Below are 13,465 nucleotides of genomic sequence, written 5' to 3'. Positions count from 1 at the left end.
CGCACTGTCCATGTGGATGTATACGCAGCGCAATCACCATCCTCGGGTCAGTTGTAGACCTCGGCCACCACCTGTGCGGCGTCGGCACTGCTGCCGTCGGTCAGCGGCTGCCACTTGCCCTCCGGGGCGTGCCACTGCAAGTTGCCGAAACGTACCCGTTCGAGTCCGGTCGCCGAGGCGTGCGAGACCAGCCAGTGCGCGTACCGCCAGCCGATGCTCTCGTCGGCGACGGCCACGGTCAACCCCGCGGAGCCGGTCGCTTCTTCAGCTTTGCCGGCCAGCTTCTTGCCCCAGTCCAGTTTGAGGGTCTCCAGCAGGTTGGTGGCCGCCGCGGCGCCGCGCAGCACGGGCGTCCCGGTGAAACGGCACTCCACCGCCTGGGTGGCCCGGCCGGTCAGCGCGGCGGCGAGCACCCGGGACTTGTCGGCCCACTTCTCGTAGGCCTCCGGGTAGGCGGACCGCTGCACCGTCTGCGCGGCGTCGGTGATCCGCATCTCCTCCCAGCCCTCGACCTTCTTGAGCGCCGTGTAGAACCTGCCCGCCGAGTACCGCGGGTCGGAGATCTCCTCCACGGTGCCCCAGCCCTGGCTGGGACGCTGCTGGAACAGGCCGACCGAGTCCCGGTCGCCGTCCTCCAGGTTCTCCAGCTTGGATTCCTGGAACGCGGTGGCCAGGGCGATCACGATGGCCTGCTCGGGCATGTTGCGGCGCACCCCGACCGCGGCGATCGTCGCGGCGTTGGCCATCTGCACCGCGTCGAGGGCCACCTCGCCGTCGGCGCGGACCGTGCACGCGGGGCCTATCTGCGGCAGTTTGAGGTTGCTCGCCATGGTGTTCACCAGCACGACGACACCGAGGACACCGGCGAGGGCGACCACGGCGAGGACGCCCACCAACGGTTTCGTGCGCACCCTCACCTCCTGAGTTCCTGAACTTTCGGACCGCCAAGCCTAGACAACGAGCGCTCGGCGCCCGGCGTGACTGGAGCGGCAGCACCCGCTCCAGTGATCACGGTATCCAGTCCGGATCGCGTTTCTGGCGGGCGGCGGCGACGCCCTCCCGGCCCTCGGCGGACTGGAAGTATCCGGCCGAGCGGTGCGCGAGATCGGCCAGTTCGGCGCGGATGCCGTCGTTACGCGTACGCCGCAGCAGTTGTTTGGTGCCGGCGAGCGCGAGCGGACCGCCCCGGATGAGCGACGCGCAGAAGCCCGCCACGGTCGTGTCCAGTTCCTGCGCCTCGACGGCGGTGGTGACCAGCCCGATCTCGGCGGCCCGTGTCCCGTCGAAGACGTCGCCGGTCAGGTAGAGCTCGGCGGCGGCCCGGGGCGCGAGCCGCGGCAGGACCGTCGCGCTGATCACCGCGGGGATCACCCCGAGTCGCACCTCGGTGAAGGCGAAGGTGGCGGCCCGGTCGCAGACCGCGATGTCGGCCGCCCCGATCAGCCCGAGCGCGCCGGCACGGGCCGGGCCGGCGATCCGGGCGACGACCGGTTTGGGGTACTCCCAGAGCACGGCCAGGACGTCGGCGAGTATCTCGGCGGGGAGCCGGTCGCCGGGTCGCGCCGCGGCGGTCTCCTTGAGGTCGACGCCGGAGCTGAACACCGGGCCGGTGTGCGAGAGGACGACGACCCGGGCGGACTGGTCGCCGACCGTCCGGCCCAGGGTGTCGAGGAGTTGCTTGAGCAGGGTGGTGGACAGGGCGTTGCGGTTGGCCGGGCTGTCCAGGGTCAGAGTGGTCACTCCGGCGGCGGTGGCGGTACGGACCAGATCCATGCCGGGAACCTTAACTACGCTTGACCGATGGCCGGCGCACTCCCTGACGGCGAACCCGTCCCCACTGACGGTTCGCTCCCCGACGAAGCAACCCAGCACGTGGGCAAGAACGGCTTCGCCGTGTATGTCCATGTCCCGTTCTGCGCCAGCCGGTGCGGTTACTGCGACTTCAACACCTACACGGCGAGTGAGCTGGGCGGAGGGGCGAGTCGCGACGAGTACGCGGACACCGTCCTCCGCGAGTTGTCCCTGGCGTCCCGGGTGATCGCACCCGGCCGGGTGGACACGGTCTTCGTCGGTGGCGGCACCCCGACGCTGCTCAGCGCGAGTGATCTCGGCCGGATCCTGGAGGGCATCGACCGGACGTGGGGCCTGGCGCCGGACGCCGAGGTGACCACCGAGGCGAATCCGGAATCCGTCGATCTGAAGTATTTGTCGGAACTTCGGAAAAGTGGCTTCACCCGGATCTCCCTCGGCATGCAGTCCTCCGCCGAGAACGTGCTCCGCCTCCTCGACCGCCGGCACACCGCCGGGCGCGCCCCGCAGGCCGCCCTGGAGGCGCGCGAGGCCGGGTTCGAGCACGTCAACCTGGATCTGATCTACGGAACCCCGGGCGAGACCGCCGCCGACTTCGACCGCTCGCTGCAGACCGTGATCGATGCCGGGGTGGACCATGTGTCCGCCTATGCCCTGATCGTCGAGGACGGCACCCGGATGGCGGCCCGGATGCGCCGCGGTGAGATGCCCTATCCCTCGGACGATGTCGCCGCCGACCGCTACCTGGCCGCTGACGAGGCACTGACCGCGGCCGGTTTCGACTGGTACGAGGTCTCCAATTGGGCGAAAAAAGACGGAAACTGTCGTCATAACGAGCTTTACTGGACGAACGCCGACTGGTGGGGGTTGGGTCCCGGCGCGCACAGCCATGTCGGCGGCGTCCGCTGGTGGAACGTCAAGCATCCGACGGCGTACGCGCAGCGCCTTCACCGGAACGAGACCCCCGCGCAGGCGCGGGAACTGCTCACCGACGATGACCGCCATATGGAGGACGTGATGCTGCGGGTCCGCCTCCGCGAGGGCATCGAGCTGAGCCGGGTGGACCGGGACGCCGCCGCGAAAGCGCTGGCCGACGGCCTTCTGGACCCCGATGCCCACGCCGCCGGGCGACTCGTCCTGACCCTCCGCGGACGGCTGCTGGCCGATGCGGTGATCCGTGACGTCCTGTGATCGGTGGAGGATCCGTACTTTCGATCATCGCGCCGACGCCCGCCGGGACGTAGACTGGCACTCTGTCCACTGGAGTGCTAGCAAGGGGAGGAGCCGGATGAGTCTGGATGACCGCAAGCTCGCCGTGCTCCGGGCGATCGTCCAGGACTACGTCGAGACCCGGGAGCCGGTCGGCAGCAAAGCCCTCGTCGAGCGCCACCAGCTGGGCGTCTCCCCGGCCACCGTGCGCAACGACATGGCCGCGCTGGAGGAGGAGGGCTATCTCCGCCAGCCGCACACCAGCGCCGGCCGGGTGCCCACCGACGCCGGTTACCGGCTCTTCGTGGACCGGTTGACCAGGATAAAGCCGCTCAGTCCGGCCGAGCGCCGGGCGATCGAGCGCTTCATGGTCGGCGTCGTGGACCTCGACGATGTGGTGCATCGCACGGTCCGGCTGCTGGCCCAGCTCACCCGCCAGGTCGCCGTCGTGCAATATCCCAGCCTCTCCCGCTCCGCCGTCCGCCACCTCGAGCTGGTGCCGATCTCCACGACCCGGCTCATGCTGGTCATGATCACCGACACCGGCCGGGTGGAGCAGCGACTGGTGGAGATGCCCGGCCCGGTTCCGGAGACCGACGTGTGGGAGCTGCGCCGCCGGGTCAACGAGAAACTCGCCGGTCAGCGGCTCGCCGACACACCACCCTTGGTGCAGACCCTGGTGGACGAGTGTGACACCGAGCGGCGTGCGACGATGGCCTGTCTGGCTTCGGTGCTGCTCGAGACGCTCGTCGAGCGCAGTGAGGAGCGCCTCGCCCTCGCGGGTACGGCAAACTTGACACGCGGGGGTGTGCTGGACTTCCAGGGCACGTTGCGCCCCGTCCTCGAGGCTCTCGAGGAGGAGGTCATCCTGCTCAAGCTGATCGGCGACCTGGAGCCCAGCACCACCCGGGTCCGGATCGGCGACGAGAACGAGATCGACAACCTGCGGTCCGCCTCGGTGGTCAGCAGCGGTTACGGACCGGGTGCGACGATCGTTGGGGGGCTCGGAGTGCTGGGCCCCACTCGCATGGACTATCCCGGGACCATCGCTACTGTTCGAGCCGTGGCACGGTACGTTGGCGACCTGTTGGCACAGAATTGACGGATTCGCGCAGACATTGAGGACTCCAAACCCCGTGGCCAAGGACTACTACGGAATTCTCGGCGTCAGCCGGGAAGCCACCGACGACGAGATCAAGCGCGCCTACCGCAAACTGGCTCGGCAGTACCACCCCGACGTCAACCCCGACCCCGAGGCTGCCGAGAAGTTCAAGGACATCAACGCCGCCTACGAGGTCCTCTCCGACGACCAGAAGCGGCAGATCGTCGACCTGGGTGGTGACCCGCTCGCGCCCGGCGGCGGCGCGCCCGGCCCCGGGGGCGCCGGACCGTTCGTCGGTTTCCAGGACATCATGGACGCGTTCTTCGGCACCGCCGCCGGTGGTGGCTCCCGGGGACCGCGCCCCCGCACCCGGCCCGGCGCCGACGCGATCCTGCGTCTCGAGCTCGACCTGGTCGAGACCGCCTTCGGCGTCGAGGCGCCGATCACCGTCGACACCGCGGTGCTCTGCACCCAGTGTTCCGGCGCCGGCACCGCCCCCGGCACGCACCTCGCCACCTGTGAGGTCTGCGCCGGCCGTGGCGAGGTCCAGTCGGTGCAGCGCACCTTCCTCGGACAGGTGGTGTCGTCGCGCCCCTGCCAGAACTGCCAGGGTCACGGCACCACGATCCCCAACCCGTGCCCGACGTGCGCCGGTGACGGCCGGATAAGGACACGCCGCTCGCTCACCGTCAAGATCCCGGCGGGTGTCGAGGACGGCATGCGGATCCGCCTGGCCCAGCAGGGTGAGGTCGGCCCCGGCGGTGGCACCGCCGGCGACCTCTACGTCGAGATCCACGAGCGCCCGCACGACGTCTACTCCCGCAAGGGCGATGATCTCCACTGCCGGGTGACGCTGCCGATGACGGCCGCCGCCCTCGGCACCCGGATGACCATCAAGACCCTCGACGGCGAGGAGAACATCGAGGTCAAACCGGGCACGCAGCCCGGCAGCACCCTGCGCATCCGCGGCAAGGGCGTCCCGCACCTGCGCGGTCAGGGCCGCGGTGAGCTCTACGTGCACCTCGACGTCAAGACGCCGACCAAGCTCACCGCCGATCAGGAACGCATGCTGCGGGACTTCGCCAAGACCCGCGGCGAGGACATCGCCGAGCTGAGCAAGCAGGGCGGATTCTTCAGCCGGATGCGCGACGCCTTCAACGGGCACTGATCAAAATCGTAAGACCGATGTCGTAGCGGGGTGGTGGGTGCCGACCGTCGCTCCCGCCGAGGGCCTCGGAGAGCTTCACTGGCCGCTGGCGCGTCCAGAGCGTGAAGCCCTCCGAGGCGACCTGCGTGAGTGGTTGCGCCCCTCTGGTACGCCTGAACTCCCCGCGGCCGCCGCCGATGTGGGAGTTCAGGCGTTCTGTGGCCGGTATGACAGCCTCGGGTGGGTCAGATCTGGCTGGCGCCGCCGTCGACGTACAACTCGGCGCCGGTCATGAAGCTGCTCCGGTCGGAGGCGAGGAAGACCACCGCGTCGGCGATCTCCTCCGGGCGGCCGAGGCGGTTCATCGGGACACCGGCGGCCAACTGCTTGAGCAGCTGCTCGGCGGCGGCCGGGTCGGGGGCCAGGCCGCTGAGCCCGGGCGTCTCGATCGGGCCGGGGGCGATGCTGTTGACGCGTACCCGGCGGCCGGCCAGTTCGGCGGCCCAGCTGCGGGTGAAGGAGCGCAGAGCCGCCTTGCTCGCGGCGTAGACGCTGAACGCCGCAGCACCCTTCACGTCGATGTTGGAGCTGGTGACGATCACCGAGGCGCCCGGGTTGAGCAGGGGAAGCGCCTTCTGAACGGTGAAGAGCGTCCCGCCCACGTTCGTGTGGAACGTGTCGGCGAAGTGCTCCCAGGTGATGTCCTCGAGGGCGGCGAACCCGCCCCCGCCGGCGTTGGCGAACACGATGTCGAGTCCGGTCCCGCGGTCGCGGACGGCGTCCATCACCCGGTCGAGATCGCCGTGGTCGGCGACGTCCGCCCGGATGCCGGTGACGTGTCCTCCGGCGGCGACGGCGGTCGAGGCCCGCCCGGCCGGGGCGAGTGCCGGATCCCGAGCGACCAGGGCTGCCGTCTCCTGCTCGATCGCGGCGACCGCGGCATCGAGCGCGTCCTGACGCCGGCCGGTGACGAATACGTGGGCACCCTCCGCGGCGAGTGCCCGGGCCGCGGCGAGTCCGATGCCCGAGGTGCCGCCGGTGACGAGCGCGGTCCGGTTGTCGAGTTGTCCCATGATGTCTCTCCTTGATGAACAGGTCGGGCGAAGTGGCGAACAGGTCAGGCGAAGTGGCGGTTGAGGAAGGCCAGCTCGCGCCAGGCGGCGAGGGGCAGGCCCGGAGTGGCCGGATCGGTGAGGACGTGCACGGCCACGTGGTCGGCGCCCGCGTCCCGGTGTTCCTGGACGCGCCGGGTCAGGTCCTCGGCGGTGCCGTGGGCGACCAGCGCGTCGATCAGGCGGTCGCTGCCGCCGGGGACGAGGTCGTCGTCGCCGAATCCGAGGCGCCGCAGGTTGGCGCGGTAGGTCGGGAATCCGAGGAACATCCCGATGCCGGCGCGGGCCGTCGCGCGCGCCCGCCGCGGGTCGGTGTCCAGCACCACGGCCTGGTGCGGGGCGAGGAAGGGCGCGCTGCCGACCCGGTCCCGTGCGGCGGCGATGTAGTCCGGCGTGACCAGGAACGGGTGCCATCCCGCGGTCCGCGCCACCGCCAGGTCGACCATCTTCGGCCCCAGCGCGCCGAGGAGCCGCCGGCTCTCCGGGATTGCCAGGTCGTCGAGGTAGTGCCGCATCGACGTGACCGGGTCGCCGTACGGCCGGCCGTGCGCGGCGGCGCCGGCCGGGCTGCCGATGCCGAGGCCGGTGACGGTCCGCGGCCCGTGTTCGGCGTCCAGGGCGGTGACGCGCCGGGCGAGGTCGGTGGGGGACTGCCCCCAGATGTTCAGGACGCCGGTCACCACCCGGCTGTGCGGGGCGGCGCCGAGTAGCCGGTCGACGTCGTCGAGCACCCCGGATCCGTCCAGTCCGGGGAGCCAGATCGTGTGCCAGCCGAGGTCGTCCAGTTCGGCGGCGGCGTCGCGTACCCCGGGCTGTCCGGCGTTGCGCAGTTCCATGCTCCAGACGCCGACCCGGCCGAGGTTCTCCAGTCCCATGACGATCACTCCCAAATTATTTACCGCTCGGTATGCAATTCGGAACGCTAGCACGCTCGGTCCTATTTCTGTACCGGCCGGTTAGAATGAGGTGCGTCACGAGAGAGAGGCGGAACCGATGGCAGAGTCGACGCGCAAGCGCGGCCGTCCCCGTGCCTTCGACACCGACGTCGCCCTGGACCGGGCGGTCGAGGTGTTCTGGCGGCGGGGATACGAGGGCGCCTCGCTGAGCGAGCTCACCGCCGCGATGGGCATCGAGCGCCCGAGCATGTACGCGGCCTTCGGCAACAAGGAGGACCTGTTCCGTCTCGCCGTCGCCCGCTACGCCGAGGTCGACATGGCGTACGTCCGGGTGGCGCTGGCGCAGCCGACGGCGTACCAGGTGATCGAGACCTTCCTGCGCACCAACGCCGACGCCCTCACCCGCAGCGACCGCCCCGCCGGATGTCTCTCGATCCAGGGCGGGCTGGCCTGCGGCACGGACGACGGGCGGGTGGCGACGTTCCTGGCGGAGAGCCGGCTCACCGGCGAGCGGGCGCTCGCCGAGCGGCTGTCCCGGGCCGTCGCCGAGGGGGATCTGCCGGAGGGCACCGATCCGGACCGGCTGGCCCGGTACGTGATGGTGGTCAGCGAGGGCAACGCCGTGCACGCGGCGGCCGGTGTCGGCAGGGAGAGCCTGTACGCCACGATCGACCTGGCTCTGCGGGCCGTCCCGCGGTGATTCGGTAGCGTGCGGGGGTGTCTGCGCCGCTGTTCCTCGTCGAGAGTCTGCCCGGTGGTTCGTCGTTCACGCTCGACGGCCCGGAGGGGCATCACGCCGCCACCGTCCAGCGTCTGCGCGTGGGTGAGGCGCTGATCCTCGCCGACGGCCGGGGCGGAACCGCGTCCGCCGAGGTCACCGCGGTCGGCAAGGGCAGCGTCGACGTGGTCGTCGGCGAGCGCTGTCACGAGCCGGCGGCCGACCCGCGCCTGGTGGTGGTGCAGGGCATCGCCAAGGGCGACCGGGGTGAGCTGGCCGTGCAGGCGATGACCGAGACCGGCGTGGACGAGATCGTCCCGTGGGCGGCGTCGCGGTCGGTGGCCCAGTGGCGTGGTGACCGGGGCGTCAAGGCCCGCGACAAGTGGTCGTCCACCGCCCGGGAGGCGGCCAAGCAGGCCCGTCGTTCCTGGCTGCCGGTGGTGACCGGCGATCCGGACTGTTCGACGAAGCAGGTGGCGGCCCGTCTCGCCGGGGCGGCCGCCGCGTTCGTGCTGCACGAGGAGGCGGACGACCCGCTGACCGGCGTGGCCCTCCCGCCGGCCGGGGAGATCGTGCTGGTCATCGGCCCGGAGGGTGGCATCAGCGACCCGGAGGTCGCCACGTTCCGGGAGGCCGGCGCGACCGCGGTGCGCCTGGGTTCGTCGGTTCTGCGGACCTCGACCGCCGGGGTGGCCGCCCTGTCAGTGCTCTCCGCGCGTCTCGGCCGCTGGTGAGGTGAGCGCGCCCGAGGCGAGCCTGCCCTGGGCGGGCCCGTCTGAAGTGTGCCCGTCTGAAGTGTGCTCGTCTGAGGTGAGCTCGTCGGAGGCGAGCTCGTCGATGGCCCGGGTCAGCCAGGCGACCTCGGCCTGACGGGTGGCCCGGGCGACCTCGAACATCCCGCTGCGGAACGGGTCGTCCATGTCCTTCTGGCGGAGTTGCCTGCCGTCCCGGGAGAAGAACGTCACCGGGCCCTCCAGGAAGGCGAGCCGCCGCCGCAGCACGTCGATCTGCTTCTCCCGATCCGGCAGATGGCGCAGAAACGCCAGGACCGTCCAGTACCGGTTCCGGTCGGTGATCTCGGTCGGTACCGGGTTGCCGAGGCGTTCCAGCAGGCGGGTGCGGCCGGCGTCGGTGAGGAAGAGCATCTGCCGGGGCGCCGCCGAAGTGCCCGGTTCGATGCGGCGTTCCAGCAGGCCGGCCGCCTGCAACCGGTTGATCGCCGGGTAGAGCGCGCCGTCGCTGACCCGCTTGACGTGCCCGGTCAACTCCATGATCCGTTCCTTGAGTTCGTAGCCGTGCAACGGCTCGTCGTAGAGGAACCCGAGGATCGACAGCTCCAGCATCGCGCCCTTCCCTGTTTGTGCCGTCCCAGGGTAGACCTATATCGTTCCGAGGTACCTCGATTAGAGGTAGAGCGAAACGAGGTAGTGATGAATCACCGGTCGCGGTTGTTGCGGCTCGCGTTCCCCAGCTATGTGGCCCTGCTCTCCGGCGTGCTCACCGGGATCATCGACGTGGCCTGGGTGGCGCGGCTGGGCTCGTCCGCGGCGGCCGCCGTCGCCGTCGCCACCACGGTCGAGAACGTGCTGCACAGCGCCATCCTGCTGGTCAACGGCGGGATGCTGGTGCTGATCTCGGCACGGCTCGGCGCCGGGAACACCGGCGCGGTGCGGATCATCGCGCGGGCCGGCTGGCGGATCTACGCGGTGATCACCCCGGTCGTCGTGATCACCGGGTGGGTGCTGCGCGAGCCGATCGCCCGGCTGTTCCTGGACGATCCGGTCGCTGTCGCGGCGGCGGCGTCGTTCTTCGCGGTGCTCTTCCCGGCGCTGGCCATCTTCTACGCCGAGCAGGTGGTCGACGGGATCTTCGCGGGCCACGGCGACACGCGTACCCCGATGCGCCTGGCCCTGATCGCCAACGGGATCCTGCTGGTCCTCGACCCGCTGCTGATCTACGGCCCGGGCCCGTTCCCGGCACTCGGAGTGACGGGCGCGGCCGTCGCCACCGCCATCGGCCGCGGCATCGCCCTGTGTCTCGGTCTGCTCCTGCTGCACCGGCTCCTCACCCGCGGCCCGGCGCGGGCGGCGACCGTGGACCCGGCGGGAGGGGCGCGTGCGGCGGCCGTGGACCCGGCGGGAGGGGCGCGGGCGACGACCACGGATCCGGCGGGACGGACGTGGGCGGAGAGCGCGGACGCGGCGGGGGAGATGCGCGCGGCGATCCGATCAGTTGCGGTCACCGGGGCGCCGATCGCGGGAGACTTCCTGGTCCGGATGCTCGGCGCGCTCGCCATCGTCGCCGTCGTCGGGCGCTCCGGGGTGGCGGCGGTGGCCGCGTACGGGATCGGGATGAAGATCCTCTATCTGGCCACGATGGGGTTCTACGCGTTGCGCAACGCCGCGACGGTGCACACCCCGCACACGCTCGCCGCCCTCACACCGCAGGCCGCGGCCGTGCAGCGCCGCGTCGTCGGCCGGCACGTGCTGGTCCTGGCCGCGACCGCCGGGATCGTCGCCGTCACGGTCTTCGCGGCCGCCGCGCCCGTGCTGATGCGGATGTTCACCAGCGACCCGGAGGTGATCCGGGTCGGGGTGTCCATGCTGCGCGGCATCGGCGGCTACCTGGCCCCGCTCGCGGTGGTGGTCGCGCTCGCCGGTTTCCTGATGGGCGCCGGTCAGGGGCCGCGCCTGTTCGCGATCACTGTGACCGGCACCGTCACCCAGACGGTGCTGGCCTGGTGGGCCTCCGGCGAGTGGGGCCTGTCCGGTGTCTGGGCGGCGATGGCGGCGGGTTCCGTGTTGCAGTGCGTCCTGGTGTTGCGCCTGACCTTCCACACCGATCGCCGAAGCAGCCGTGAGGACGAGCATCGTGGGGGCGGCAGCCGCGAGGACGGGCACCGTGAGGACGGGCACCGTGAGGACGGGCACCGTGAGGACGGGCACCGTGAGGACGGGCACCGTGAGGACGGCAGCCGTGAGGACGCGCATCGTCAGGACGGCGATCGCGAGGACGACCGCCGTGAAGACGGCCGCCCTGCTGGGCGACGACTTACCGTGTGACGCTCGCGGTGAGACGGGGATCGTCGAGGGCATGAGCGGCGATCACGCTGTAGACGCCGGGCACCGTACGCCATCCGCCGTCCCACACCTGGAAGGCGCGTTCCGGCAGCGGGATCCGGACCGTGACGGTCTCGCCCGGTGCGGCCTCCGCGATCGCGAACCCGGCCAGCCAGCGTTCCGGCCGTGCGAGGGCGCTCGGTGCGGCTTCCGCGGACAGGTAGACCTGCACCACCTCCCGGCCGGTGCGGTCTCCCGTGTTGGTCAGCGTCACCCGCGCCTCGGCCCCGGTGACCGTGATGTCGGCGTACGCCCAGGTGGTGTAGCCCTGACCGTGACCGAACGCGTAGAGCGGGCGGGCCGCCGACCGCAACCATCCGCGGTATCCGACGAAGATGTCCTCGTCGTAACCGAGCGTGCCGTCCGCGGGGCGTACCTCGAGCACCGGGCAGTCCTGCTCGCGACGTGGCCAGGTGGTGGGCAGGCGGCCGCCCGGCTCGGCGACGCCGAGGAGCACGTCCGCGAGGGCGGCGCCGGCCTCCTGTCCGGGGAACCACGTGAGCAGCACCGCGGCCGCCTCCTCCGACCAGGGCAGCAGCACCGGTGAGCCGGCGTTGACCACTACCACGGTCCGCGGGTTCGCCGCCGCCACCCGGCTGACCAGTTCGTCCTGGCGTCCGGGCAGGGCGAGGGAGGTCCGGTCGAAGCCTTCGGACTCGACCTGCTCGGTGGTGCCGACGACGATCACCGCGACGTCGGAGCGGGCGGCCAGGGCGACCGCCTCGGCGATCAGGCCCTCCTCGTCCGGGCCGGGTCCGCGGTGACCGAGGGTGGTCGCCACCGAGTGGGCCGCGCCCGGTTCGAAGGTCTGCCGCAGCACCACCGGGGTCGGCGTGCCGGCCGCCAGTGACACGGTGAAGAGTTGCTCGCGCGGGTTGAGCAGCAGGTCCGCGCGGCCGGTGCCGGGCGGGTGCAGCGATCCCTGATAGAGCTTCTCGTCGCCGACGGTGAGTTCGAACGCGCCGAAGCCGGACACCGCGATCCGGTGCTCGCCGGTGACCGTGGGGGTGAGGACGGTACGCAGTTCGAGTTCGGTGATCGTGCCGACGTCCTGTCCGCCGGGCGGGTCGCCGATCCAGCGGACCGCACCGGTCTCCGCGGTGAACCGGTGCCCGCCGGTGGTGAAGACGAACGCGGACCATTCCGGTCCCTGGGCCGGTGGCAGGAACGGTCGCGGGTCGGCGCCGATCGCGTGCACCACCTCGGTGTCCGGAAGGGCGGCGCGCAGGCCGTCCAGCGGGGAGATCACGTGGGCCGGGGTGAGCTGGGCGCTGCCGCCGCCGAGGACCCGGGCGTCGGTGGCCAGGGCGCCGATCACCGCGACCCGGCGCAGGTCCGGGCCGGTGAACGGGAGCAGGCCCTCGTTGCGGACCAGCACGAACGATCGGACGGCTACCTCGCGGGCCACCGCGTCGCCGTCGACAGACATAGGCGAAATATCGAAGAAGTCGCTGGAGAGCGCGCCGACCCGAGAGGCCAACAGCAATACCCGCCGCACCTTGTCGTCGATCACCTCAAGCGGCACCCGGCCCTGTCGAACCGCTTCGACGAGCGTCGGACCCCACGGGTTGTCCATCGCCGGCATGGCCACGTCCAGGCCGCCCAGCGCGGTGTCCACGGTCGACCGCGCGGCCCGCCAGTCGGAGACCACGAACCCGTCGAAGCCCCACTCCCGCTTGAGAATCTCCTCCTGAATCGTCGCGTTCGCCGCCATCGACGCCCCGTTGACCCCGTTGTACGCGCTCATCACGCCCCACCCGCCGGCCCGGACCACCCGTTCGAACGGCGCGAGGTAGATCTCCCGCAGCGCCCGCTCCGGGATCCGCACGTCCACGGTCATCCGCTCGGTCTCGAAGTCGTTGCCGACCAGGTGCTTGGTGGTGGTGGCCACGCCCTGGGACTGCACCCCGGCCACGAACCCGGCCGCGATCTCGCCGGTGAGCAGCGGGTCCTCCGAGTAGCACTCGAAGTGCCGGCCGCCCAGCGGGGTGCGGTGCAGGTTGACGGTCGGGCCGAGCAGCACGTGCACGCCCTTGCGCCGGGATTCGGCGCCGAGCATCCGGCCCGCCCGTTCGGCCAGGGCGGGGTCCCAGGCGGCGGCCAGCGCGGTGGGGCTGGGCAGGGCGGTCGACGGGTCGTCCGGCGTGTATCCGGTGCCTCGGACGCCGACCGGGCCGTCCGACATGACCAGGGACCGCAGTCCGATCCGGGGGATCGCCGGCAGTGACCAGAAGTCCTGTCCGGTCAGCAGGGATACCTTCTCGTCCAGGGTCAGAACCCCGACGAGATGATCAATGTCAGTCATGCGTGCGCTCCCGTGATCGGGTGTGAGGATCCGCCGACCATTCAATCC

11 protein-coding genes and 2 pseudogenes are annotated in these 13,465 nt (G+C 71.2%); 6 read left to right on the top strand and 7 right to left on the bottom strand.

Translation table 11 applies throughout. From position 1 onward, the window contains the following. Positions 1-47: 47 nt before the first annotated feature. Both WH85_RS19780 and WH85_RS19775 read right to left on the bottom strand, forming a co-directional pair. Positions 48-917 (bottom strand): hypothetical protein, encoded by an 870-nt coding sequence (locus WH85_RS19780; RefSeq protein WP_045743392.1) that lies wholly within the window; start codon positions 915-917, stop codon positions 48-50. Between the two features lie 91 nt (positions 918-1,008). Further along, on the bottom strand, positions 1,009-1,773 hold the full coding sequence (locus WH85_RS19775) for an enoyl-CoA hydratase-related protein (protein WP_045743391.1): 765 nt from the start codon (positions 1,771-1,773) through the stop codon (positions 1,009-1,011). 27 nt (positions 1,774-1,800) lie between these two features. On the opposite strand from WH85_RS19775, the gene hemW reads away from it, so the two are divergent. The 3 genes from hemW to dnaJ all read left to right on the top strand — a co-directional run bounded on the left by hemW (position 1,801) and on the right by dnaJ (position 5,288). Further along, a complete protein-coding gene (gene hemW, locus WH85_RS19770; RefSeq protein WP_045743390.1) occupies positions 1,801-3,000 on the top strand; it encodes a radical SAM family heme chaperone HemW in 1,200 nt (399 codons plus the stop codon). Positions 3,001-3,097: 97 nt separating this feature from the next. Further along, positions 3,098-4,120, top strand: a complete 1,023-nt coding sequence (hrcA, locus tag WH85_RS19765; protein ID WP_045743389.1) for a heat-inducible transcriptional repressor HrcA — start codon at positions 3,098-3,100, stop codon at positions 4,118-4,120. Between the two features lie 34 nt (positions 4,121-4,154). After that, complete coding sequence (gene dnaJ, locus WH85_RS19760) at positions 4,155-5,288, top strand: molecular chaperone DnaJ (RefSeq protein ID WP_045743388.1); 1,134 nt, start codon at positions 4,155-4,157, stop codon at positions 5,286-5,288. A gap of 224 nt (positions 5,289-5,512) precedes the next feature. Here dnaJ and WH85_RS19755 read toward each other — a convergent pair whose 3' ends face one another. Beyond that, positions 5,513-6,340 (bottom strand): SDR family NAD(P)-dependent oxidoreductase, encoded by an 828-nt coding sequence (locus WH85_RS19755; RefSeq protein WP_045743387.1) that lies wholly within the window; start codon positions 6,338-6,340, stop codon positions 5,513-5,515. Positions 6,341-6,384: 44 nt separating this feature from the next. Then, on the bottom strand, positions 6,385-7,254 hold the full coding sequence (locus WH85_RS19750) for a TIGR03620 family F420-dependent LLM class oxidoreductase (RefSeq protein WP_045743386.1): 870 nt from the start codon (positions 7,252-7,254) through the stop codon (positions 6,385-6,387). A gap of 118 nt (positions 7,255-7,372) precedes the next feature. Between WH85_RS19750 and WH85_RS19745 the strand changes: the two genes are divergently transcribed. After that, on the top strand, positions 7,373-7,975 hold the full coding sequence (locus WH85_RS19745) for a TetR/AcrR family transcriptional regulator (RefSeq protein WP_045743385.1): 603 nt from the start codon (positions 7,373-7,375) through the stop codon (positions 7,973-7,975). A 17-nt stretch (positions 7,976-7,992) separates the two neighbouring features. Continuing rightward, positions 7,993-8,727, top strand: coding sequence for a 16S rRNA (uracil(1498)-N(3))-methyltransferase (locus WH85_RS19740; RefSeq protein ID WP_045743384.1), 735 nt, complete (start codon positions 7,993-7,995; stop codon positions 8,725-8,727). A 46-nt stretch (positions 8,728-8,773) separates the two neighbouring features. On the opposite strand, the pseudogene WH85_RS54145 reads toward WH85_RS19740, so the two are convergent. Both WH85_RS54145 and WH85_RS54140 read right to left on the bottom strand, forming a co-directional pair. Further along, positions 8,774-8,848, bottom strand: a pseudogene (locus WH85_RS54145) (hypothetical protein); the annotation flags it as partial. Between the two features lie 266 nt (positions 8,849-9,114). Further along, a pseudogene (locus tag WH85_RS54140) lies at positions 9,115-9,336 on the bottom strand (PadR family transcriptional regulator); the annotation flags it as partial. An 87-nt stretch (positions 9,337-9,423) separates the two neighbouring features. On the opposite strand from WH85_RS54140, the gene WH85_RS19730 reads away from it, so the two are divergent. Continuing rightward, positions 9,424-11,055 carry an MATE family efflux transporter gene (locus WH85_RS19730; RefSeq protein WP_157411097.1) on the top strand — a complete coding sequence of 544 codons (1,632 nt, stop codon included), beginning with the start codon at positions 9,424-9,426 and terminating at the stop codon, positions 11,053-11,055. On the opposite strand, the gene WH85_RS19725 is transcribed toward WH85_RS19730, so the two are convergent. Then, a complete protein-coding gene (locus WH85_RS19725; protein WP_045743383.1) occupies positions 11,045-13,417 on the bottom strand; it encodes a beta-glucosidase family protein in 2,373 nt (790 codons plus the stop codon). The genes WH85_RS19730 and WH85_RS19725 overlap by 11 nt on opposite strands. Positions 13,418-13,465 lie beyond the last annotated feature (48 nt).

Source organism: Actinoplanes rectilineatus, from assembly GCF_000962825.1.
In the GTDB taxonomy this organism is placed as follows: domain Bacteria; phylum Actinomycetota; class Actinomycetes; order Mycobacteriales; family Micromonosporaceae; genus Actinoplanes; species Actinoplanes rectilineatus.
Note: the sequence above shows the minus strand (reverse complement) of the source record. Positions and strands in the feature narration are given on the sequence as shown.